Source organism: Mesorhizobium subarcticum, assembly GCF_055456085.1.
The window spans coordinates 4,730,456-4,753,742 of sequence record NZ_CM144237.1; the positions used below are offsets into that span (position 1 = coordinate 4,730,456).

The 23,287-nt window shown below is 59.1% G+C and carries 21 protein-coding genes and 3 pseudogenes; 9 read left to right on the forward strand and 15 right to left on the reverse strand.

Translation table 11 applies throughout. The features are described 5' to 3' along the window. Positions 1-40: 40 nt before the first annotated feature. A complete protein-coding gene (locus ACZYHG_RS22915; RefSeq protein WP_258580779.1) occupies positions 41-1,165 on the reverse strand; it encodes an IS630 family transposase in 1,125 nt (374 codons plus the stop codon). Between the two features lie 43 nt (positions 1,166-1,208). On the opposite strand from ACZYHG_RS22915, the gene ACZYHG_RS22920 reads away from it, so the two are divergent. Beyond that, entirely contained in the window at positions 1,209-1,487 is a 279-nt protein-coding gene (locus ACZYHG_RS22920) for a LexA family protein (protein WP_258581105.1), read from the forward strand. 10 nt (positions 1,488-1,497) lie between these two features. Here ACZYHG_RS22920 and ACZYHG_RS22925 read toward each other — a convergent pair whose 3' ends face one another. Next, positions 1,498-1,845, reverse strand: a complete 348-nt coding sequence (locus ACZYHG_RS22925; RefSeq protein WP_464610508.1) for a hypothetical protein — start codon at positions 1,843-1,845, stop codon at positions 1,498-1,500. A gap of 156 nt (positions 1,846-2,001) precedes the next feature. Here ACZYHG_RS22925 and ACZYHG_RS22930 point away from each other — a divergent pair. After that, a pseudogene (locus tag ACZYHG_RS22930) lies at positions 2,002-3,270 on the forward strand (Ti-type conjugative transfer relaxase TraA); the annotation flags it as partial. Between the two features lie 128 nt (positions 3,271-3,398). Then, positions 3,399-3,599 (forward strand): helix-turn-helix transcriptional regulator, encoded by a 201-nt coding sequence (locus ACZYHG_RS22935; RefSeq protein WP_464610509.1) that lies wholly within the window; start codon positions 3,399-3,401, stop codon positions 3,597-3,599. Between the two features lie 209 nt (positions 3,600-3,808). On the opposite strand, the gene ACZYHG_RS22940 is transcribed toward ACZYHG_RS22935, so the two are convergent. After that, positions 3,809-4,906, reverse strand: a complete 1,098-nt coding sequence (locus ACZYHG_RS22940; RefSeq protein WP_464610510.1) for a hypothetical protein — start codon at positions 4,904-4,906, stop codon at positions 3,809-3,811. Further along, on the reverse strand, positions 4,903-5,391 hold the full coding sequence (locus tag ACZYHG_RS22945; RefSeq protein ID WP_464610511.1) for a hypothetical protein: 489 nt from the start codon (positions 5,389-5,391) through the stop codon (positions 4,903-4,905). Before ACZYHG_RS22945 ends, ACZYHG_RS22940 begins: the two co-directional genes overlap by 4 nt. 460 nt (positions 5,392-5,851) lie before the next feature. Here ACZYHG_RS22945 and ACZYHG_RS22950 point away from each other — a divergent pair, with 460 nt between their 5' ends. Continuing rightward, positions 5,852-7,567, forward strand: a complete 1,716-nt coding sequence (locus ACZYHG_RS22950) for a S53 family peptidase (protein ID WP_464610512.1) — start codon at positions 5,852-5,854, stop codon at positions 7,565-7,567. 336 nt (positions 7,568-7,903) lie between these two features. On the opposite strand, the gene ACZYHG_RS22955 is transcribed toward ACZYHG_RS22950, so the two are convergent. The 8 genes and pseudogenes from ACZYHG_RS22955 to ACZYHG_RS22990 form a co-directional block, all read right to left on the reverse strand. Next, on the reverse strand, positions 7,904-8,842 hold the full coding sequence (locus ACZYHG_RS22955; protein WP_464610513.1) for a S1 family peptidase: 939 nt from the start codon (positions 8,840-8,842) through the stop codon (positions 7,904-7,906). A 488-nt stretch (positions 8,843-9,330) separates the two neighbouring features. After that, positions 9,331-10,764, reverse strand: a complete 1,434-nt coding sequence (locus ACZYHG_RS22960; RefSeq protein WP_464614767.1) for an iron-containing redox enzyme family protein — start codon at positions 10,762-10,764, stop codon at positions 9,331-9,333. Positions 10,765-10,890: 126 nt separating this feature from the next. Beyond that, positions 10,891-12,238, reverse strand: a pseudogene (locus tag ACZYHG_RS22965) (LodA/GoxA family CTQ-dependent oxidase); the annotation flags it as partial. Positions 12,239-12,252: 14 nt separating this feature from the next. Continuing rightward, entirely contained in the window at positions 12,253-13,116 is an 864-nt protein-coding gene (locus ACZYHG_RS22970; protein WP_464610514.1) for an NAD(P)/FAD-dependent oxidoreductase, read from the reverse strand. Positions 13,117-13,805: 689 nt separating this feature from the next. Beyond that, complete coding sequence (locus ACZYHG_RS22975) at positions 13,806-14,486, reverse strand: tyrosinase family protein (protein WP_464610515.1); 681 nt, start codon at positions 14,484-14,486, stop codon at positions 13,806-13,808. Beyond that, positions 14,483-14,917 carry a tyrosinase family protein gene (locus ACZYHG_RS22980; protein WP_464610516.1) on the reverse strand — a complete coding sequence of 145 codons (435 nt, stop codon included), beginning with the start codon at positions 14,915-14,917 and terminating at the stop codon, positions 14,483-14,485. Before ACZYHG_RS22980 ends, ACZYHG_RS22975 begins: the two co-directional genes overlap by 4 nt. A gap of 101 nt (positions 14,918-15,018) precedes the next feature. After that, positions 15,019-15,246 (reverse strand): hypothetical protein, encoded by a 228-nt coding sequence (locus ACZYHG_RS22985; protein WP_464610517.1) that lies wholly within the window; start codon positions 15,244-15,246, stop codon positions 15,019-15,021. 61 nt (positions 15,247-15,307) lie between these two features. After that, a complete protein-coding gene (locus tag ACZYHG_RS22990) occupies positions 15,308-16,288 on the reverse strand; it encodes a site-specific integrase (protein ID WP_464610518.1) in 981 nt (326 codons plus the stop codon). 196 nt (positions 16,289-16,484) lie between these two features. Here ACZYHG_RS22990 and dusA point away from each other — a divergent pair, with 196 nt between their 5' ends. Then, on the forward strand, positions 16,485-17,483 hold the full coding sequence (gene dusA, locus ACZYHG_RS22995; RefSeq protein ID WP_464610519.1) for a tRNA dihydrouridine(20/20a) synthase DusA: 999 nt from the start codon (positions 16,485-16,487) through the stop codon (positions 17,481-17,483). 2 nt (positions 17,484-17,485) lie between these two features. Here dusA and ACZYHG_RS23000 read toward each other — a convergent pair whose 3' ends face one another. Both ACZYHG_RS23000 and ACZYHG_RS23005 read right to left on the reverse strand, forming a co-directional pair. Further along, a complete protein-coding gene (locus tag ACZYHG_RS23000; protein ID WP_464610520.1) occupies positions 17,486-18,190 on the reverse strand; it encodes a TIGR02281 family clan AA aspartic protease in 705 nt (234 codons plus the stop codon). A gap of 72 nt (positions 18,191-18,262) precedes the next feature. After that, positions 18,263-18,493 carry a DUF1289 domain-containing protein gene (locus ACZYHG_RS23005; protein WP_096446020.1) on the reverse strand — a complete coding sequence of 77 codons (231 nt, stop codon included), beginning with the start codon at positions 18,491-18,493 and terminating at the stop codon, positions 18,263-18,265. A gap of 197 nt (positions 18,494-18,690) precedes the next feature. Between ACZYHG_RS23005 and ACZYHG_RS23010 the strand changes: the two genes are divergently transcribed. Continuing rightward, on the forward strand, positions 18,691-19,689 hold the full coding sequence (locus ACZYHG_RS23010; RefSeq protein ID WP_464610521.1) for a nicotinate-nucleotide--dimethylbenzimidazole phosphoribosyltransferase: 999 nt from the start codon (positions 18,691-18,693) through the stop codon (positions 19,687-19,689). 33 nt (positions 19,690-19,722) lie between these two features. Here ACZYHG_RS23010 and ACZYHG_RS23015 read toward each other — a convergent pair whose 3' ends face one another. Further along, positions 19,723-21,243, reverse strand: coding sequence for a sensor histidine kinase (locus tag ACZYHG_RS23015; protein ID WP_464610522.1), 1,521 nt, complete (start codon positions 21,241-21,243; stop codon positions 19,723-19,725). Positions 21,244-21,319: 76 nt separating this feature from the next. Between ACZYHG_RS23015 and ACZYHG_RS23020 the strand changes: the two are divergent. From ACZYHG_RS23020 to ACZYHG_RS23030, 3 genes and pseudogenes are all read left to right on the forward strand, one after another. Beyond that, positions 21,320-21,941, forward strand: a pseudogene (locus ACZYHG_RS23020) (thermonuclease family protein). Between the two features lie 34 nt (positions 21,942-21,975). Then, positions 21,976-22,587: a glutathione S-transferase gene (locus tag ACZYHG_RS23025; RefSeq protein ID WP_464610523.1), complete on the forward strand. Its 612-nt coding sequence runs from the start codon at positions 21,976-21,978 to the stop codon at positions 22,585-22,587. Continuing rightward, a complete protein-coding gene (locus ACZYHG_RS23030) occupies positions 22,527-23,201 on the forward strand; it encodes a uracil-DNA glycosylase family protein (RefSeq protein ID WP_464614768.1) in 675 nt (224 codons plus the stop codon). Before ACZYHG_RS23025 ends, ACZYHG_RS23030 begins: the two co-directional genes overlap by 61 nt. The last annotated feature ends 86 nt before the right edge of the window (positions 23,202-23,287 follow it).

Consider the following 23,287-nt stretch of genomic DNA (forward strand, 5'->3'; position numbering starts at 1 on the left):
CGAACCCTGGCTGATAGGGACTAGTGTCGCGTCGCGGTGATTATGACTCTTTGAGAGATGGCGTGGGATAGGATTTTGCCATCTTCGCTCGGGCCTGCTGTGTGGAGAACATCCAGCGGATGCGGGCGCCACTTTCGGTGCGGCGGCGTTCCCAGGTCCGGATCTCTGTTTCAAGGAGGTCGCGGCTAGCGATGCGGCGATCAAGACATTGGCGGCGCATAACGCCGATTTCGATCTCGACGATGTTGAGCCAACTGGCGTGCCTGGGTGTGTAGTGGAACTCCAGGCGTCGCAAGATCCGACGCGCCTCGACTGCTGGAAAGGTCTGATAGACAGCGGAGGCCGTGTGGGTTGATAGGTTATCCATCACGACGCGGACCTTGTCGGCGCCGGGATAGTCCACGTCGACCAGGTCGCGCATGCAGACGGCGAAGTCCTCGTTTGCGCGCCGGTCGGTGACCTTGACCCTGCGCCACGACCGGTTGGCGTCGACCATGACAAAGAGGTTGGCCGTGCCGTTACGCTTGTACTCGGAGTCGTAGCGGTATCGCTTTCCGGGTTTCGGCACGATGGGCACGCGCACCTCGCCGATGAGCTGGATCGGACTTTCATCGAAGCAGACCACCGGTCGCTTGGGATCATGCGGCTCGGCATAGAGATCGAGGAGATCCTCCATGCGGGCGATGTACTCCCCATCGATATTGGCGATGCACCACATCTTCTGTTGCCAGGGCTTCAGATCGTTGTCGTTCAACCGCCGGCGGACGGTGTCGCGTGAGACGCTCGGGTGTTCCATCACTTCGACCAGGGCGTTGGCCAGAAGCTTCAAAGTCCACCGGGCGCATCCCTGCGGCGGATCAGAGCAGGCCAGCGCCACCAGTTGCACCTCCTGCTTGCCGCTTAGTTTGCGAGCCGCCCCCGGACGCGGCCCTTCACTGAGGGCGGCCTCCAGGCTGATCTCCACAAAGCGCTTCTTGGTGCGGTAGATGGTCGAGTCGCTGGTCTGCACCGAGATGGCGATGGCCTCGTCGGCGACCCCGGCGTCGGCGGCCAGCAGGATCTGCATCCGCTTGAGCCGCCGCACCGGCAGTTTACCCCCGCTCACCAAAGCACGCAGCTCGTCTCGTTCGGATTGGCTGAGTTCGACCCGATATCGTATGTTCATTCCCAAAGCCCTTCTTGGTGGAAGAGCCGTAGGTGAATCTACAATGAATCAATTGCTTGACCGAAAGACGCCGGCGCCGACAGTACGGTTCACCGCCAAACAAGGCCAGTACCTCGCCTTCATCTGGGCCTATTCGCAGATCAATCGCCGCGCTCCGGCGGAGGCGGACTTCCAGCGCTACTTCAGGGTCACCGCACCGTCAGTCCATCAGATGCTCAAGACCCTCAACCAACTCGGCTTGATCGACAAGCAGCCCGGTGTCGCTCGCAGCATCCAGTTGCTCGTCCCGCCACAGGACCTGCCCATTCTCGGCGTAGACTAACCCGTCACAATCACTGCGACGGTACACTAGTGGTTTTCAGTTCGCCGACAATCTTGCGGCCATCAGCGGTGGCAGCGACGATATCCGCGCCGGCAGCGCCTTGCGGCTTCGCCGCCGCGTCGAAATCGACGATGGCGAAGCGCTCCGCAAGATAGCGCTTGATAAGGAGGGTTGCGACGAAGCCGACGTCGTTACTGAGATTGCCTAGGATCGCCTTTATGCCGGTTAGGTGGATTAGCCAAGTATGCTCATCGATGTCCAGCGGCAACATGCTACGAGCGAGGAAGTCGCGCAGCGCGCCATCCTTTTTCAGGATATCTTGGCTATATCGCACTTCCCTCTCAGTGAGAGTCGCCATCTTTCCTCCTAGACCAGCCCTTGCGGCGCCCAGCCCAGGGCCATCTCTATCGCCGCGCGGTGTGGCGTCCCAATCTGGCGGGCCGTCGTCCGCACATACTCCTCTGCCTGATCGCGGTCATGACCCGTGATCCATGCCAGATGCGTGAGCACCTCGGAGGTTCACGTGAATGTCGAACGCGGTGCAAGGGACTTCGCCAGCGGCGACCGTGTCATGTTCCTGCGCAACAAGCGCGGGCTTGGCGTCAAGAACGGCACGCTTGGCATTGTGGAGGAAGTCAGCACACAAAACATGACGGTTCGCACCGATGACGACAGATCGGTTCGCTTCGACCTGAAAGACTATTCCCACATCGACCACGGCTATGCCGCAACCATTCACAAGGCGCAGGGCATGACCGTCGACCGGACCCATTTGCTCGCAACGCCTGGCATGGATGCACATGGCGGCTACGTCGCACTGTCGCGGCATCGAGACAGGATGGATCTGCATTATGGCAGCGACGACTTCGCCAGCCGTGAGCGACTTGCACGCACGCTGTCACGGGACCGCGCCAAGGACATGGCGTCGGATTACGGGCAGATCGACCCGGCGCAGAGCTATGCGGAGCGGCGTGGCATCACGTTCCGCGAGCGTGTGGTCGAGATCGTGCGCCGGATCGTTCCGGAGAAGCTGCGCGACAGGATCGGCGGGTTGCTGGACGGGTTGCGTTCGCCCGGAGACCGCGAGCCCAGCCAGGAAGGTGGGCGCGGGCCGGGAAGGGAAAATGTTGGGGTGCGGATCGGACATGCAGGCCCGACGCCCGGCAGAGGAAATCTAGCCACCGGAGTGCCGCGCGACACGAACGTGCCGGTGGACGCGGAAGCGGCGTTGCGCAGCGCTCGCACCAAGGCGCTTGTGCGTCATGCGCGCGCTATCGACGCGATCCTCAGTACTGGAAATGCTAACGGGCAGGGCAGTCCCGACCAGATGCGCGAATTGAGGGATGCCCGTAGCGCTTTCGAGAAGGCGCGGCCGTATGGCTGGCGCGATGCGGAAGCGGCCTATGTGAAAAATCCCGAACTGGTTCGCGAAGCGAGCGCCGGCCGCGTCAGCCGCGTCGTGCTTGCTCTCCAACTTGAGACGGAAATCCGCACCGGACTGGACTTAGATCTCGGCCGGCGCGCCTACCGTTTCGTGGAACGTTGGCAAAAGCTCGACAGTAGGGGACAGGAGCAATATCAGGCCGGCGACATGTCCGGCTACAAGTCAACGCGTTCGGCCATGTCCGATATGGCCAAGAGCCTTGAACGCGACCCTCAACTTGAATCCCTACTGGCAAACCGTAAACGTGAGCTTGGCATCAACATCGATTCCGGCCGGCGCCTTGGTGCGGAACTCGCCTTCAGCCACGGCATCGGTAAGGGGCGGGGCATTGGGATCTAAGGCATGCCGATTTGCCGCCGTTTCCACGCCGCGGCCGGCTGAGGCGACAAACCTGATTGCCTCCGGCATGCGTTCGTCGTGTGTGTTCCCGCAGAAATCAGGAAGAACCAGCGAGGTGCAGGCAAGCTATGCCCGAGCCGGATCGTATCATACGCCTCAAAACCGTCCTTGCCCGGACGGGCCTGTCCCGCTCGACCATCAATCGCAAGATCGCCGAAGGCACATTCCCGGCGCAGATCAAGATCAGTGTCAACGGGGCCGGCTGGCGGGAATCCGATATCAATCGATGGATCGAAAATCCCGTCGCATGGCGAACAGAATATCAGTGATTGCGAGACAAACGCACGCCAGGGCCGCCGCCATTCTCTGCAATGAACTCAATGCCGGCGCTTTCGAACGTGCTTCTTATCAGAAGGTTGTTGCACGCCGAGCCGTGTCGCCAAGCCGCCCTGCTAGTGAGAGCAGGACACCCGGCTAAGGAACTAGCCTTACCTTTGGCGGATATCGGCACCGAGAATGAAGACTGCGGCGTCCCCGTTCATGGCGGTGCCGGAGAAAACTCGACGGGCGGACAGTCTTTTTTGAAATCGATTGTCGTGGGCGCTTTAGGGCCGTCGACTTCGGGAGGGCATAGCCACACAGCCACTGGAGGCGTGAATTTGCGGAGCGCCTGCCGCATCTGTTGTTCTTGCTGCGAGCAGTTGGGTGCAGAACAGCCGGTCAGCACCAATCCCGGAGCGCGTACCGCCCCGCCTTGCGTGATCTGGTGAAAGTTGCCGGACTGTCGGAGTACCCGCTGGAGGCCGTCCTGCCAAAGGTAGACCGGTTCTATCGCGAAGATATGGGTGTCGTCGACGCAGTCGACCGGCTCAGCTCCCAATTGCAGCCCTCTGACCATGTTCGGGCAGAATTTTTCTCGCAAAGCTACCCTTCTGTCTTCAGGGGCGTCGATGCCGAACAGGGAAGGGGTCCCGCTCCCGAGCGCCGCAGGAAAGTTGAATGTATGGGTGCCATACTTGTCCGTATACGGAAGCGTACAAGTGTCTGAAGCCGGAAACGTCATATCGGTAGCGTCGATCGGGGAAATGTCTCGTACCACGACATCGACTAGGACCGACTTTCCCGGGCCTAGTTTAGGGTCATTGGCGAGCCTCTTCTGCGTTCGCAGATCTATGAAATAGAAGTTCCCAACGACTTGTCCCTCTCCGTTCTCATTGCGGTAGCAGGTAAATGCGGTCTGGATGGTGGCTGGGGACAGGCCGTTGTTGATCAGAACGTGCCGCACGTAGGGGATGTAGGCGAAGACTTCGTTCGGCTGCTCTGTAACCGGGGTGTCGTCAAGGCCGATGTTGACGATGTTCGGCCCAACATATTTCAGCGTAAGCGTGGCACCGTCTTTGCCGAGATAGGCGAGAACAGCGTTGGTCGCCGGTCCGATGAGCGCCACCGCCGCGACGACGGCGGTCGGGAACCCGATCCAATCTTTGAGGATTCTCGCAAAAGCTACGAAACCATTCTGTTTGTGCTCCGCAATGTCCGACTGACAGATCGGGCAGACCACCGCAGCCTTGGCTATCGTGCTCTGGCACTTCGGGCAGGATTTTAGCGGGTTCGCGTTGGCAACGGTCTGCGTCATCTCTTGTCCCCAAGGAGAAAACTCTGGCCGGCCCCTTCTTCCAAGGCCGGACATCCCGCCCGCGAGCAGGCCGAAATCGCTGCAAAATTGTGAGTGTAGTGGATGTAGTCGCGCTTCGAGTCCTTTCCGGGCGTAAGGACCCGACTGAGAGCGTATCCTTCATCGACCGTCCAGGTGACAACTAGGATATCGGCGGTCGGCAGCGGCCTGCTCCCGCCATTATTGAGGTCTGTCGCCGTCTGCGGCACGAGGCCTTCAGGCCATTGGATGTTTGTAAAGCGCGAAAGGCTCGTCGCCTTGCTGAAGGCGGTAAAGGCGATACCCTCTGCCGCCTCGGAATCGAAGTCGATAATCTCTCGCTGAAAATCCTCAGGTTTGGCTAAGGCGCGAGCCGCCGGCTTGTGACTGACGGCCTGCTCGGGCAGAGGTGCCGAAAGCGGGTCAAATCCAAGGTTGCGTTCGAACCACGCTCTGCCAGCAGTCATTGCTCGCTCCTTTTGTGCAATCTCGCAGATGCTCGTTCGGGACACGGTGCGACGCAGCGACTAGAGGCCATCACGATTAACACGCCAGCCCAAGGCCGCTTGGCTTAGTAATCATCTGCCGTCACCGCGTTCATAGCCAAATTTGACCCCTGGGAATTGTATTCTTGCTGCCGAAATCTTCTTTAGTTCAATTTAGATAAATACCTCCGCCCGCCGTGTATTGCAATGCGCCAAACATCAATATTATAATCGATCCACGTAACTCATACAAGATGCACTATTAAGCCTATCATTGTACTACAATCACAAAAAAGTGAACAAGAATGTGCTTCCACGGTAGGCGTAAAAGTGCCCAAATCTGAATATTATGGGCGAATACGATTAGCCACGGTATTGATATTACGGGTGTGAATTGTTCCTGAAAGCATTCAATTGGTGGTGCTAGAAAAGGACGTCAGCTATGTCGAACCAAACAGGTCGTATTGCGCTGCCCGGCAGCCTGCGCCGGTCAGTTCCGGGGGCCAACCTGATTGGTCGATCTGACACTTCTGCTTTGATCAAGGTCAGCATTTTCACGCGTCGAAATCCAGCACCCCCGCCCGAGCTTCTCGCAAAGGCCAACGCCATTAGCAGCCAGGCGATAGCGTCACGCGAGTATTTGACGCTCGAAGAGTTCGCCAAAGTCTACGGTGCCGCGGCCGACGACCTGGATGCGGTCGAAAAATTCGCAATCAGCTCGAAGTTCAAGATCGCTGATTCGAGCGCAGTCAAGCGGCGCGTTCTCGTCGAAGGCACCGTGGGAGACATCGAAACGACTTTTGGCGTCGAGCTTAATGAATATGAACGCAGCGCGCTCGGCAGCTTCCGTGGGCGAACCGGTGAAATCTTCCTGCCGGGAGACCTGTTCAACATCATTACCGCCGTTGAAGGGCTCGACACGCGGCCCGCCGGAAAGCCGAGGTTGGTGCGCAGTCGTTTCGCCGGCCTGCCGGCCAAGACGACAAAAGGTAAGAGTTGGCCAAACAAGTGGCGGGGCACTTTCTTTCCGCCGGAGATCGCCACTCTTTACGACTATCCGACCGAGTTCGACGGTACTGGCGAAAATCTGGCCATCTTTGCGTTCAACGGTGGTAACTCGCCCGATCCACACGGCGGGTACAAACTGCCGGCACTCAAGACTTATTTTGAGCATGTCTTGAAGGGCAAGACGCCGATGATTCAGGATGTCGTCGTTCAAGGCCCCGGCAATGATCCGGGACCGGATACTCCATTTTCTGGCAACAACGGCGACACGACAGGCGAAGTGATGCTCGACCTGTGTGTTGTGGGGTCGGTCGCTCCAGGCGCGAAGCTATTCGTCTATTTCACCGAGTTCACGAACCAGGGTTGGGTGGAGGCTCTTCATGCTGCCATTACGGACAAAAACGCCGTCTCGGTGATCTCTATCAGCTATGGAAATCCTGAAGACGACCCCAACGGAGCGTGGACGCTTGCCGGTGTTAAACTCGTCGATGAAGCGATGGAGGCGGCCGGCAGCCGAGGGATCACCGTCTGCTGCGCCTCGGGCGACGACGGTTCCCGGGATGATGCGACGAGCGGTGCGCACGCCGACTTCCCCGCTTCGAGCCCGTGGGTCCTGGGTGTTGGAGGAACCTCGCTCAAAGAGACGGCGGGCAGCACTCGATCAATCGCCTCCGAGACTGTGTGGAACGACCTTAGCCTACCGAATCCGATGGGTGCTGGTGGCGGTGGCGTGAGTTCGATCTTCCCGCTCCCCGCGTATCAGCACAACGCCGGCGTGCCGCCTGCGGCTAATCCGCCGCACACGATCGGCCGCGGCGTACCCGACGTCGCTGCCGTCGCCGATCCGATCACCGGCCTGGTCATCATGCGTATTGATGGCAAAACATTGGAGCCGATCGGTGGGACCAGTGCGGCAGCGCCGTTGTGGGCTAGCCTTCTAATCCGACTGAACCAGGGTCTTGGGAGTCGCATCGGCTTCCTCAATCCCACGCTCTACGCAAGCTGCACCACAGGCGTGCTTAATGACATTACCAAGGGGAACAATGGGTCCTATCTGGCGGGTCCAGGTTGGGATGCATGCACCGGCTTTGGCAGTCCGGACGGGGTCAAGCTCCTGCACGCGCTGAAGACGGCACCTGCTCCGCAGGCCTAAGGAGAATGCCCCCCACTGTGCAACCGCATAGCAAGTCCGATCCGTCGGGGAACTTGGACAAACATTGGGAGCGTTCGGCGAGCGGACCTGAAGGAAGGTCTTTTATACATTTGCAGCCTTCAGGATGCGCTAACACGAGACATCAAGGCCGCGCTGAGGTTCGAAGCACCTTCAACGACGAGCCAGAACCTCGCGCCGGATACCTCGGCACCTCAGAACGGTCCGACCGTTCTGAGGGCTAAGCCCGGGGTTCTCGTTACTGACAGAATGAATGCAGCTCGCCCGCTCTGGGCTTGCTTACGAACCATAATATGTCAGGCTTCTGAAGGATTTTCTCTAAGGAATGACTATACCGGCGTCAGCTGCGACTTGTCGAACAAAGTCCATATGAACATCGATGCGAGTGTAGATTCCGCCGTCTCCGCACTTATGAATCGCGGTATCGGTGGCGCGAGATGTAAGTCCAACTACTTTCTGCTTAGCCCCGACCTGAATGTAAGCCGGCCCGCCACTATCGCCATTGCAAGTATCAAAACCCGCGCCACCTGCTACAAACTCGTAGTCGGATTCGAAACCCAATCGCTGTTCATCAGAGTTTAGATCGTCCGCTGGCGTTCGCCGAAGGTCCATGAAATCGACCTTGACCTCACGTTTAACGCCAAACCCTTTTGTGCTGTTGATATCGTCGTTTCCGAATCCCACAAGCGTAGTCTGTTTCGCTGCGGCCAGTTCAGCCGTCGTGGCTATGATAGCGGGGGGAGTGACTGCCGGTTGTCGAAGGATCAGTACAGTCATATCAGATATGCGATGTGTCTGTTGATATCGGGGATGAACCACCAAGCGACGGAGGTTTATCAACTCCGCATGCTGAAGTTCGTTTTGATCCGATGCGCCGAGAGCGATGACGTTGGCGCGTTCGTCGGGAACAAAGCAATGCCCTGCGGTCAGTGCGACTTGAGGATGAATTAGGACACCTGTGCAGAACCAGCTTATTGTTCCATTCGGGTTGCGGTGGCCAATTAGACAACAATCCGGAAAATCAGTCGTCGGATTGCCCCCTACAATGCGACCTAGTTCATCTGACAAGGTCAATACAAGGTTCGTGCGTTTTCTTAAAATTGCGGGATCGGAAGGAGGCGTTGTGTTTACGACCCCGGCCATGAAGCGATTCATGACGCTGGCGAGTTGTTCGTGTTTCCTGCCCATACGGGCCAGTGCAAGCTCGGCGTCAAACTCGTGGCGTCCGCCACATTTTGCGCATTGGGTATCTGACATGTCAGGCGTCCTTTCTGGTTAATGTACAGTACCCATGCCCTGTACTCGTCCCCGCGGGTGATTTGCCTCGACGGCTCTTGAACTGGTCAGAAGGAGACGCGTTGCGGGTCCCCTTCCAGGGTTCAACGACCTGGCAGCGTTGGCAGCGGGCAATGGGCATCCGTTATTGATCCAGTCGACCACAACGTCCCGCCACGTCTTGCCGCCCGTATTGGGAGCTACGGCGCTAAAGGCTCGGTTCATCGCGTTTTTCCCATCTAGATACTTGGCGACAAAGGGGCTTTTGGCCGAATTACTCGGAACGATCAGCTTGTTCACAGGGTCTGCCAAGGCTGCCAGCAGAACTCTGGTTGGAGCCTCGAACCATGCCGCCAGGGGTTGCGTGATCGTCTGGCCAGGATTTGACGGATCTGCTCCCGTAAGTTGGACAATCTGATGCGTGGGCGTCCCGACCTGTTGTTCGCGGAAATGATCCACGCAGGCGGCCATCAGTTCTGCAGGGGGGTCTTCTCGGGCGGCGCCTCGCCGGTTCCAAGAGAGATCACCCAGGTCTCAATAGTCTTGAGCTCATCCTCGGAGAAGACCTTATACATGGGGCCCGAAAAACTCGTTAGCTTGAAGAATGGGCTCTGATCTGGTCGGCCAGGAACTATGTATCCGCCATCAACGAGGGCGCTCATAAAGGCCTGTGGCTCCTCGAAAAGATCATTTATCCGTTTGCCGGCGGCCTGTTTGTCCCTGTGATTGAGGCTGCCGTATTTTTTCTTTTCCTGAATTATTGCCATAACGCCGTCAGCTGGCGTGTCGGGCTGCGTCCGCCGGCGATCGAGGAGATCTCGCAAATCGCTTCCAAGGGTGCCCGTCGTCGCGAAAGCCACGTACCCAGTCCAGATCCGACGCCAAACTGCCTGAACCTCAGCGTCACCGCCGCGTCTGTATGCGTCGTCCAGAAAGCGGTTCACCGCATCGCGAGCCTTCGCGCCATGTCCATCGGCCGCGTTGTCGATGCCGATATGGAGCTCATAGAAATGCGCATCAATTTCGAAATTTCGAAGCAATTTCACTGTGGGCCAGAGCGCAAGCACTTCCCATTCGAGTTGCAGTGTCATGCCAAGGATTTCGGGATAGTAGCTGTCCGTGAACTCTGAGATTGCCAGCTCAAACATTGGGACAGTGAATGCCGAGTTAAGCAGGCTTGGATCGTAAGCATAGTCTACTGTATTTATTGGTGGGAGTTGCACGCCCACCCCCTCCATGAAGCGCGTGTAAAGATTGGCATGGTTCTGGCTCGGATTGCCATCCCCCACTTCATCCATCCAGACCGAAAACAGAAGGGAACCCACTTCATCTATTGGCCCGGCACGGGCCACATTGCGAAGCCAAGCACCATCGAGCTGGTTGAGCGGGGCGAACTGGCGGATACGCTCAATCATATCTTCGCGCGTCTGGAATGGGCTATCCGGGGTCAATGGATCTTCGGCCGCATAAGCTTGCAGAGCTGAGTAGATCTCATCTAGGCGCTGATGGAACGCATCCTTTGAATAGCGAAAATATCGATACATGTCATCGACTGCACCCGGGGTCGGGTCATCCAACAACGCTCGAGCGTTGCTTAGAAAACGCTCCGCAAGAGCCCGTGCCTGAGGGACAAAATCTGGGTAAGAATCAATATTCAAAAGATAGAAAAAGTAGTCTCGGTCACCCAACCCGTCGTAGGAACTCCGCCCTGTTTCCACATGAAGAGTCTCCCCGGCTTCTGTTCGGACAGGTACAACGAAGCCCATCTTCTTCCATTGTTCCACCATATCATTGTCGCCGACGGCGGCCGGCATCGCATCATTTGGAGGGTCGGCCTCCGGGTTGATCCAGTGATCGCCGACACCTCGGTCCCAACGGATGCGATTGCTGAGTGTTTTGGCCAACTCACCTGCTGTCGCTTCGGCTGGAAAGTCGATGAGGGCGCGTAAATATGTGGTCTCGTTCAGAACGTCGTCAGGCCTCTGGGCCGGCCACCAATGAGTTTGGCATTCGTAGAAGTCTGCTTGCCATGGTACCGCCATACGTTGAGTGATGTCGCCCGGTTTAAGCTTGGTTGAGTTCGAACCGAAACGGTTCAGAGTAAAGATCGGGCAGACGGCAGAAGTAGGTGATCTCAATTCCCGGATAAAATGGCCCGCCGACACATGGTTCTAGCGCAGCCTTGTTCAGCGCAGCCGGTTGCAACTCCAAAGGCAAGTTTTCCAGGGTAGTGGGCATCGGAAGTACACCAGGCCAGTCACTATCAAAATCACCCTTTGCCCAGCGCTCCAGCATTTTGTAGGTGGATTGCGGCAATGACAGCCAAGTTGCAGGTTTCCCAATGGTGGCGTCGCCATTGTCTCCGGAAAGCGCGGGCATGAAATTGTACGAGGCCTCAGCTACGTCGGTACTCGATGGCTTACGCAGACGCTTAAAGACTTGAGCGCGCCAGCCTGCGAGCTCCTTCGAACTGTCATTGAGTTTTTGTATTATACCTGGGTCTCGGAAGTTTCCCGCCTTTTGCGGACCATGTCCCCGCAAAGACATCCCATTCACCCACTGCATATCGGCAAATGCTGCAAAATGGGGATATATATGGTCGGTAAATGAAAGCTGCGCCGGCGCCGGTACACCTGCAGCCTCGGCCATCACGTCATAAAGTGGGACGACGTTCCGGATAAAGGGAGCGAACTTTGGTGGCGCGACGATCACCCAAGACGGAGCGACAAGGGGTATATCCCGGCCATCTAACTGAACCTTGGCGGAGACGCGGCCGTCGGAAGTGTCATCAAACCATCCGTCGTTGTCGGCATATTGTGTTAGTGGTCTGGACCCAGGCATGCTTCCGGACGCGCCATGACCTCCCAAGACGACCAGCCGGCCCAGGGCGTCCGTCTTCAATTCGCCGAGGTACACGCTTCTGCCATTGAACGATCCATCAACGAATGCGAACTGGTCTCCGCCTTGGTTTGTGCCGGCAATGTTGCGCTGGGAGGGCACTATTTCGAGTGTCGAACGATCCGTGACATTGCGGTTCCTCAGCTGCGAGGGGTCATCGGATATCTCGCCCGGCCGCATATCATGGCTTACGCCAGAGAACTTCACACCCGCTGCCTTGCGATTCGCAACGGCCACTGTCCACTCCACTTTAGCGCCAGCGAGTTGTGAGTTGATTTCCTCAACAAAGTTGCCATTGGCATCTACGCCGAAGATCCGAAAACGCGCGGCCTGCCGACGGATGCGTCCCTGAGCGTCTTTGAATTTGGCATCTGCCGTGGGAGATAGGCCCGGAGTCTCAGGGCCGATGAAATAGCTATCTGGACTGTCGCCGAGCCTGGCAATGCCAATACCCGGATAGATTTCGACAAGCCACGATATTACCTTTGGTCATATCAGTTCCCCCAATGATCCATTAAGCTGTTGTCGTACGCCATGGTCCTGCGCGACCAGAACGGATGGCCGCGCCAGCGGCGTTCCCTCCCGTACACTGCGGCCCTATTTGCTAAGTAGGCGACGAATTTGCTGGCGATTGCTTCGCTATAGGTTCGGAGATCGTCGCCCTGGATACATGTCTCTGCAGCGAGGTCGGCGGTCTCAAAAGCATTGGCCAGTCCGCTGGCCGAGAGCGGGTCAAAGCTGGCGGCTGCATCGCCCAGAGCTAACCAACCAGCGCCTATGCATGGTGACAGAAAGCCGGAGAATGCTGCAAACGCGCGAGGCTTTCCAGCAATTTGCCAGCCGTTCCGTAAAACGCTCTCGCGAGACAGATTCTCCAAGCCGCTCAATGAGCGCGCACGTCCAAACTGGGGCAAGTCAACATCGGTAAAGAAGATGCAACTATGCGTCCCATCCGCAGCGGGGCCAGCATACCACCAGCCCCCTGGAGATGAAGATACAGCAATTGCATAGGGCTCGAGTTCAGCTGTCGTCATCGAGCACGCTAGTCCAGCTAGCCGATCTGCAAAGACCCTACGCCCCCCCAGCCGACGACCAAAATAACTCGCACGGCCGCTCGCGTCGACAACTACACTGGCCTTGATGCCTGGAACATCGCTAAAGTCGATGGTCCATAATTCGGCTTCTCGACGTAGTCTAACGACTGCGGCGTGGTAGTATACTGCCCCTATTCCCGCAGCCATCGCCTTTAGCGCGCCATCGAAATTAGCGCGATCAACAAACCAATCCGGACCCCACGGCTGCAGCATGCTCGGGCGTTCGGTAATACTTGAAGCGCCCCACGCGGATATTCTTTCCATGCATGCGTGCTCGAGAGAAGATCGCGGTATTTCTAGAGTCAGACACCCCGATAGCGTCTCGAGGAAGGGTTTCTTGATGGAACGGCGTCCAACGACGGCGACAGAGCGCCCTGCTGCCACGAGCCGAGCTGCGAAACGCGATGCAGCCGGCCCGTCTCCAAGGACGACAAAGTCCCACACAGATTTGGGGGCGCGTTGGGCAGTCAAGATGCACGGACCATATATTTGACCCTTTTCTTTGACGCGATCACAACAATTATGTGGGGGGGGCTACGTTTAAGTTCTCTTCAAAGTTATTGAGATGAGGTAGCGGTGAGCAGCATCGGCTCGGCGCCTTCGTCGGCTATCGGATCCCCGCGTCGCGTGCACCCCTGCCGCCTCGCCAACCGGACAGATAAGAGTAATGGAGCCGAGAAACCTTTACATGTCAATACAACTTGCTTTATATTGTCGGAAAATCAAACTTTACCAACAGCACGCGGACAAAAATATGTGGCAGGCGCATCTTGCATATTGGACACAGTGCTTGAATATGGCCGGTTTCCCATGCAACGCAATAGTTAAGACAACTTCCCAGAAGACTCCAGCGAAGGACTTTGACAAACTTCGGCCGACCTGTGACCCTGGCTTTCTTCACGGAATCAATCTTCGACCACGGCCTCTCGCCAGCCAGCCTTCACGAAGTTCCGCTACAGCAATTTGGTAGTTTTAAACTCGCTTCTGAGTGGGAACATTTTCATTGCCGACGCTGACGCTTCGTGGAACTCGCGTCGCAGGGGATACATGTCCTTGGCCGGCATTGGCATGTGCATGTCCGCCAACATGACTTTGGCAGATCGAAGATCCGCCAGCACACGTGTCTCCTCTAGATCGGTGTCATAACCAACCTGAATCTGCGCTCTAGAATGGTAGACGTCCTGGGGTTTCGTCGCCCCAAGCCATGGTGGCGTCCCATTCGAGAATGCGTGGATGAGTGGCTTGTCGCCACTTTGGCCGTCGGGGCCACCTGTGTCGGGAGCGTATGGAGCATCGACGCCCTTCGTCTGTTCCCAATAGGACCACAGCCGGTCGAGATTGCAGTGATGCAGCCAAAACACCGGATCGTTCGGCGAGGAGGCCAGTCCCATGTCGCCGCCGATGTATCGATGCACCAGGTTGTGTAGGTCGTACTCCAGCCGAAACCGAAATAACTGATCGGCGCGGTTGCGCTGCGCGGCTGTCTTCCTTCTGTCGTCATACCATGGTGCTTCGTCATAGATGCCGAGGGCCATTACCGCGTTCTGAGCTGTTTTGCCCGGAAGTTTTGGCGCACTGGGATCGGCGCCGAACTGTCTCGCCAGAAAATCAGGATCCGTCTCGTTGTCTTTCACGACAACGTTCCAATTGCCGGCGGCATGGGCGAATGGCCCGTCCATGACTTGACCATCGGCGGCTCGACCATTGCTGCCGAGCAGATCGGAGGCGAATACGGCGGCGTGGACGCCTTGTTCGTCCAGTCCCAGTATGGCAACGCCACCGACGCCGCCGCAGCGCTGGTAGCGCGTAGCTCGGACTCGAAGTGATACAAATAGACGCGATGCCATGGTCCGAAGGCGGCTGACAGGTGCCCCCAATTCGGCATGTGACCCATCATCATCGCCATCATGGCGTTGTAATGGACTTCTACGAAGTCATCGTAGCGTCCGCGTGCTCTGTCGGCGGGGTGTAGTTTACTCGGTTGTTTCTTCAAAGCGAGAACAGCGTCCGAGAAAGCCTTCTTCTCGGACGGTAGTAAATGCATCGCGTCTTTTCGGATAATCATCGAGTGCCCCCACAAGCATCAACTAGCATCCTCGCAGATATCCGGCGAAGTTGCTATGCAGACCTCGAACACATTTATTTGTGCCGAGGCACCCGGATCGACTAACAAACGAGTTCGTCGAGTAAATGCTCTTTTTGGCTGGCGGTGACGGTACTTTTTGAGACGGCCTGGGCGCGGCGTCGACCGCCGCAAAGTGAAAAATCGCCCGATTGATCCCGATAGTTGGTGAAAATCTCAAAGTATTTTTCGGCGATTTTCCTTTTAGAATCAGAAATGTAACTTCTTGACGACTCATGGGTCGGCTGTGCGTCACAGGCAAGAACAAACACAGCTAGATCAATGACCTAGGTGGGTTAGAAACTTCTATCGTGAACCTTTTGACACTCACATCTATGCGGCGCGCGCTGCCAACAGCGCGTGGAGAGCCTCGGGCTTGAGATGGGTGTAGCGCTTCAACATTTTCGAGTCCTTGTGCCCAGTTACCAGCGCAACTTGTTCGATCGTGAATCCAGCCTCGAAAAGGCGGCTCGTTCCTTCATGCCGCAAATCATGAAAATGAAGGTCGTGGATGTCCAGGTCAGCGCACCCTAGACGGAAGGCGGTGCCGACTGACCTATGATTGAATGGGAAAATTCGATCATCGTCATTGCTTCGCTTGGCCAGTCGGTCCTCGACAATCGCCCATGCGTCGTACCCAGTTGCCGCGAACAAGGGTATGCGTTGATTGTTTCCGTTTTTGTTTCGCGGGTCTTTCCGGTCACGGATGAGAAGCATCCGCGTGCGGGCGTCCATGTCGGACCACCGCGCCTTGCAGATTTCCTCCTGGCGCATTGCGGTTGCGACGGCGAAACGTATTATCTGACCAACCGGCGCTATTTGACGAGGATTTGCATCGAAGTGGGCGATGAGCCTGTCGAGTTCATCCTGGGTCGGCCTCCTGTCGCGCTGATTGCCCTTACCAACGAGGCCAAGCCTCTTTAGGGCAATACGCGCGAGATCAACCGGTTCGACCTTGACGGGCAGGCCGTGCACCGCAGCGGCATGAGCCAGAATGAGTTTTACAAAGCCGATGTCGATGCCGAGCGTCATCGGTCCGGCACCTTGGGCGGCCCGGTCGCGCCCAAAACGAATGAGCCGTTCGCGATCGAGAGCCGCGATGTTGCACTTCCCCAGATGTCTTTGGAGCATATCGAGAGCTGCGGCCTTGGAGCGGCGAGGGGACTTGCCTACATCGCACATGTCGTCGATATGAAGGTCGATGAGTTCACCGAAAGTTTTCAGGCGGGCTATACGGGACTTGGTCGGCGTCTCACCACGATCGACTTGGCGCTCGACTTCGGTTGCCCAGCGCCGTGCGTCGTCTCGGCGCAAGAAGGTCTCGCTGACGTAGCGACCCTTGCGACGGACTTGGACACGCCAGGAACCGGACGAGAGTTTTGTGTAGGTGGCCGTTTTTTCGTGTGCGCTCTGTGTGCACTGAGAGATCGAAACGTGGCGAAAAGGGTCGTATTCTGGCGTAAATTCGTGTGCACTCGGCAGGTACTAACGATTTGATGTTAAAGAAAAAATGCTGAAAAATCAAGATCATAGACTGGCTATCGCACCCATGATGGACTGGACGGACCGGCATTGCCGGTTCCTCCATCGCCAGCTGACCAGCCGTGCGTTGCTCTATACCGAGATGGTGGTTGCCGACGCGGTCATCCACGGCGCGCGCGATCGGCTGCTTGGTTTCGACGTCGCGGAGCATCCGGTCGCCCTGCAGCTCGGCGGCTCCGATCCGGCAAAACTTGCCGAGGCGGCGCGCATCGGCGAGGCGTTCGGCTATGACGAGATCAACCTCAATGTCGGCTGTCCATCCGATCGCGTCCAGTCGGGCACGTTTGGCGCCTGCCTGATGAAAGTGCCGGACCTCGTCGCTGGCTGCGTCGCGGCAATGAAAAGGTCGGTGACAATTCCCGTCACCGTCAAATGCCGCATCGGCGTCGACGAACAGGATCCCGAGCCGGCGCTCGATGCGCTGGCGGACGGAGTTTTCAACGCCGGCGCCGACGCCTTGTGGGTGCATGCGCGCAAGGCGTGGCTGGAAGGGCTGAGCCCCAAGGAAAACCGCGATATCCCGCCGCTCAACTATGACAGGGTCTATCGGTTGAAGGCCAGAAAACAAAACGAATTCATAGGCATCAATGGCGGCATTCAGTCGCTTGAAGAGGCGTGGGCGCATCTTGATCATGTCGATGGCGTGATGCTCGGTCGCGCGGCCTACCACACGCCCGGTATTCTGGCGGGGGCGGATGCCGCCTTCTACGGCGCCCCATCAGAAGCGTTCGATTTCGCCGCGCTGATCGACACGATGGCGGATTACGCGGCACGCCATATCGAGCAGGGTGGCCGGCTCGGCCATGTCACCCGCCATATGGTCGGGCTGTTCCACGGATTGCCGGGGGCGCGCCGCTACCGCCAGATCCTGTCGACCGACGCAAACCGGCCCGGTGCCGGGCCTGACGTGCTGAAGACGGCTTTCGCGGCCGTCGATTTTGGCGGAAGGGCCGCCGAAGCGGCCTGACCTCAGTCTCTGAGGATCATCCGGTCGCCGCGCACGTCGAAGCCCGACAGCGAGCCGATGAAATTCATGCCAAGCAGGCTTTGGCTCAGCATGCCGGGGGCGGCAACCATCACCGACATGTCCTTGCGCACGATGCCGCCGATCGCCACCGCGTCCGTTTTGACCGCTGCGGCACGTGCCATGCCGTTGGCCGTGGAGACCGGTATGGTGTAGTTGAGCGCGGCTGGGTTGAACCCGGCTGCCTGCGCGTCTTCCGACGTCAGCACCGTGCTGGTCGCGCCGGTGTCGACAACGGCTCGTACTGGATTGCCGTTGACCAGGATGCGCGCTTCGAAATGGCCATTGTCGGCCTTGTCCAGGGTCACGGTGGCGTGGCCGTCTTCGACGCCAAGCGCCAGCGGACTGCCGGGCACAAGGCCCGCGGTCACCCGGCTGGCGACGTCCTGCAGCTCGTAGCGATACTGGTAGCCGGCGATCAGCGCCAGCACGATTGCGGCCCAGGCGCCGAGGTTGCGGGCCATCACACCCAACGGAGCTGACCGCAGCAGGCCGGCGCCGATGAGGGCGCCGAACGCGCCAAGCCAGACCAGGCGGCCAAAATCGTAATTCTCGATGCCAAGCGTGCTGCCGGCGGAATCGTTGAGCATGAGCAGGACTGCTGCCACGCCGATCATCGCCATCACAATCCAGAACAGCCGGCTGCTCATCCGTGCCTCGCTAGAGCAATTCCAGGAAAGTGTGAAACCGTTTTCCCACAGGAATTGCGTTAAAACAAAGAGTTAGATCGCGTCGCGTTCGCGCGCCATGCGCGTGCGGCGCGTTTCCCGGCGCGGCCGGCGCTCGACCGTTTCCAGCCGGGCCGGCAACTCAGCCATGACATTGCGGCGTGTTTCCGGCGTCATCCCCATCCAGGCGCCGATTTCCTCGCGCGTGCGACCACAACCGAAGCAGAAGCCGGTTTTCATATCGATCGAACAGACCAGGATGCACGGGGATTCGATGGCCGTCATGACTTTCTCTTCAGGGCCTCCATCCGGAATCCCGCATTCCATCTCCACATGGTGCAACCGCAAAGCCAATGCAAGCCCTCGCGATTGCGCCGTCCCAGGCCGCCTTTGCGGCAATGCAAGAAGCATCATCCCAGAGGTTGTGCCGATCGCACAACGCGGCTATGCCGCTCACCTGTTCCAGGAATGATTGCTTAGACATGACCAGCGCGCTGCCTTTCGATGATTTTCGCAACCTGCTGGCCAATTTGCCGGCGGCCGACACGACAGCCGAGGCGCGGGTGCGTACGCTGTTTGCCAAAGCCGACAAGCCAGCGCATTCACTCGGTCGTATCGAGGATATCGCCGCCTGGCTCGCCGGCTGGAGCGGACGTGCTCCACCCGCCGTGACAAGACCACTAATGGCGGTCTTTGCCGGCAATCACGGGGCGACCCGTCATGGCATTTCGGCGCGGCCGGTGGCGGCAACCGCCAACGCTGTCGAGCTTTGTGCGGCCGGAGGTGCTGCGATCAACCAGATCTGCATCGCCAACGATCTCGGGCTGAAAGTGTTCGATCTTGCCCTGCATATCCCGACCGGCGACATCACCGAGGACGCCGCGCTGGACGAGCGCGGGTGCGCGGCCACCATGGCCTTCGGCATGGAAGCGATTGCAGGCGGCACCGACCTGCTGTGCCTCGGCGATCTCGGCGTCGGCAATTCCACCGTGGCCGCAGCCCTGCTCGCGGCGCTGTTCGGGGGCAGGGGTGCCGACTGGATCGGCCCGGGATCGGGCGCCGACGGTGCGATGCAAGCCCGCAAGGCTGATGTGGTCGATGCGGCGCTGGCGTTTCACCGCGGCCATCTCGAGGACCCGCTGGAAGTGCTGCGCCGGGTCGGCGGCCGCGAGTTCGCGGCGATCGCCGGCGCCATCCTCGCTGCGCGGATGCAGAAGATTCCCGTGCTGCTCGACGGCTTTGCGGCAACGGCAGCCGCAGCAGTGCTTTATGCCGCGAACCCTTCGGCTCTAGACCATTGCCTTCTGGCTAGCCTGTCGCCGGAGCTGGCGCATGCAAGGGCCGCCGAGCTGCTCGCTTTGCTTCCGCTGCTCGACCTCGGCATAAGCCATGGCGAAGGGGCAGGGGCTGCTCTAGCGGCAGGCCTGGTTAAGGCAGCGGCGCTGACCAGCTCAGGCATGGCGGCAGCTGTTCGAGGTTAGGCACGAGGCACACAGGGAGCTGACGAGGTCCCGTTACCGCCTTCTCGCCGCCACCGCTGCGGTCGGCAGTGCCGGCAGCTCTTCCATCACCCGGCTCAGCGGGAAGATGGCGATCGCCTCGGTGCCTTCGCGTAGCTTGGAATGAAGCTCGAACTCGCCGCCATGCATGGCGAGCAGCCCCTGCACGATCGGCAGGCCAAGCCCGGTGCCCTGTTCTGCGCTCTTGATGGCGATCGAACCCTGGCCGAAGGCCGAGAGCACCACCGGGATCTCGTCCTCGGGAATGCCGGGGCCATTGTCCTTGATCGAGATGTATTGCCCGCCGCCCGCCGTCCAGCCGACGCGGACGCGGATTTCGCCGCCGGTGGCGGTGAATTTGATGGCGTTGGACAAAAGGTTGAGCGTGATCTGCCGCACGGCGCGTTCGTCGGCGAACAGGCGTGGCAATTCGTGCTCGAAATCCTGGACGACGCGGATATCCTTGTTGCGTGCCTTCAGTTCCATCATGTGGCAGCAATCCTCGACGATGTTCAGCAACAGAGCCGGCTCTTCGTTGAGCTGGTAGCGGCCGGCCTCAATGCGCGAGAGGTCGAGGATCTCGTTGATCAGGTCGAGCAGATGCTGGCCGGATTCGTGCACGTCGTGCGCATAGTCGCGATAGGTGGGGTTGTTCATCGGTCCCAGCACCTCGTTCGACATCACCTCGGAAAAGCCGAGAATGGCGTTGAGCGGCGTGCGCAGTTCATGGCTCATCGAAGCGAGGAAACGCGACTTCGCCAGATTGGCGTCCTCGGCGCGCCGCCGCGCCTCGTCCGACATCGATTTCGCCGTCTCCAGTTCAGCGATCAGCGCATCTTTTTCGGAGCGGAACGACAGCAGCATCAGCGAGGAGCGGTTGAGGTGACGGGCGACATAGGCGAAGAAGGGCAACGACAAGACAAGCAGCCCTGCCATGATTGCCTCAACCGGCATCCACAGCCTGATGCCGACATAGGCGCAGAGCGCCACCGGTACGGCAAAGGTTGCCAGCAGCGCTCCGCTGAGCGATGAGGCCATCAGGGCCGTGCCGGCCATGGCAAACAGCAGCACCACCGCCTTGACCACCTGGAACTGGTCGACCTCGCAGGCGCCGCAGCCCAGCAAGACGAACCAGGCCCAGCCGAGGCCGCACAGGAAATGGCCAACCAGGAATTCCCGTCGCGTTTGCAAGGGGTTGAGCTCGGACGCTTCCGTACGCTCGATGCGCCGCGCCATGAAGGTGACGATCGTATAGCAGGTGAGCGTGAACAACGCCCAAAGCCCGATCTCGTTGCCGACACCGGCGAGCCGGCCGGCAGCGGCGATCGCCAGCACGAGCAACGGGATGACCACGGCGCCGTTTGTCATGGCGCGGGCGTGGAGTTTCAGCAGTTCGCGGTCGAAATCGGGATTGCCTGCCTGCTGCGAAAGACGGTCGCGCGTCTTGCGCACCGCACGCGCGACATCGCTGTTGCGATGCCGTTTCATGCGGTCCACAATGAACTTGTCCGCTGTGTTCGAGCGTTGCAAGGGCATCAAAAACTTCAGTTTATACGTGCAGCGGTTTCAAGGTGTTAAGCTACGTTCGAATGATTAACCAACCGTTTGCCATATGAGCCGTTCCTGGTCGCCAAGATCGCGCCGACGGTACGCGGCGACGCCCAGGAGCCCGTGGCGGCGACTTCTGGATTATGGGCTTACATCCATCATTCTGGGGCTGCTGATCCTGCTGGCGGCGCGCCTCGACCGCGTGGAGACGCGCCAGACGCAAGGCGCGGCCATCATCAATGACGGCGATTTCGATCACGCTCGGCACCGAGCGCATCCGCATGCGCGGCATCGACGCCCCCGAGTACACCCAGACCTGCAGTAGGAACGGCATCGATTATGCCTGTGGCACGCTGGCGCGCCAGTCGCTGGTGCGCCTGATCGCCGGCAGGCCGGTCACCTGCAGCGGCTGGCAGCGGGATCGCTATCGCCGGTTGCTGGGCGACTGCAAGGCCGGCGACACCGACCTCAACCGCGCCCAGGTCGAAGCGGGCTGGGCCGTTTCTTATGGCGACTTCGAAAGCCAGGAAGCGACTGCTCGCGCGGCAAAGATCGGTATCTGGGCGGGCACGTTCGACCAGCCGCAGGACTGGCGCAACAGCCATCATGGCGACGTCGTGGAGCGAAAACACGGCACGCTGGCGTCGATCGGCGATGCTGTGCGGGAGATTTTTCGCTTTTGGTGAAGCGCATCGCCTGTAAGGGAAGAGGAGGATCGAAATGAAGCTCTTTGACGGTGGCCGGGCACCCAATCCGCGGCGGGTTCGCGTTTTCCTAGCCGAGAAGGGGATTACGGTTCCACTGGTGTCCATCGACATGGGGGCGCTGGAGCACAAGAGCCAAACGGTGAGTGAGCGCAACCCTTTGCAACGCCTGCCGGTGCTGGAACTTGACGACGGCACCATCATCACTGAATCCGTCGCCATCTGCCGCTATTTCGAAGAGTTGCATCCGGAGCCGGCCCTGTTCGGGCAGCGCGCGCTCGGCAAGGCCCAGGTCGAGATGTGGCAGAGGCGGATGGAGTTCAACCTGCTCAGTTGCGTCGCGCAGGCCTTTCGCCACATCCATCCAGCGATGAAGGAATGGGAAATCCCGCAGATCCCCGAATGGGGCGAGGCCAACAAGTCGAAGGCGGTGGAATTCCTGAGAATTCTCGACGACGAGTTGGCCAGCCGGGAATTCGCCGCCGGCGACAGCTATTCGATCGCCGATATCACTGGCCTGATCGCGATCGACTTCATGAAGCCGGCGCGCATCAGGGTGCCGGAGGACTGCGCCAATGTGCTGCGCTGGTATCAGGCGATCTCCAGCCGGCCGAGTGCCGCCGCTTGAGTATGGAACTGGACAGTTTTGCCGCGACGATCCGGGCCTGCCGCATCTGCGTCGAAAACCCCATCGGCAAACCGCTGCCGCACGAGCCGCGTCCGGTTCTGCGGCCCTCGTCCAGTGCCCGCATCCTCATCGCGAGCCAGGCGCCGGGAACCAAGGTGCACCTGTCGGGCATGCCGTTCACCGATGCCTCCGGCGACCGCTTGCGCAACTGGCTTGGTGTGACCAGCGACGAATTCTACGACATCGAGAAGTTCGCCATCGTGCCGATGGGCTTCTGCTTTCCCGGCCAGGATGCCAAGGGCGGTGACCTGCCGCCGAGGCGCGAATGCGCGCCGGCCTGGCGCGCGCCACTGATGGCGCTGATGCCACGAATAGACCTGGTGTTGACGATCGGCATCTATGCACAGTCCTGGCATATGGGCGCCGCGCGCCGGCCCTCGCTGACGGAAACGGTGATGGACTGGCGCGCCATCTGGGAGAATTCCGTCGGTGCGAAAGTGCTGCCGTTGCCGCATCCGTCATGGCGCAACAGCGGCTGGCTGAAGCAGAATCCGTGGTTTGAAATGGATTTGCTGCCTTTCCTTCGCTCGGAAATCCGCTATCGCATCGGCTAGGCATTCAGCAAGAAATCACTCGCTTTCATGGCGATTGGCAGAATTTCTTTCTTGTGAAAGCCTCGAATAAGAGGGATTATAGACAA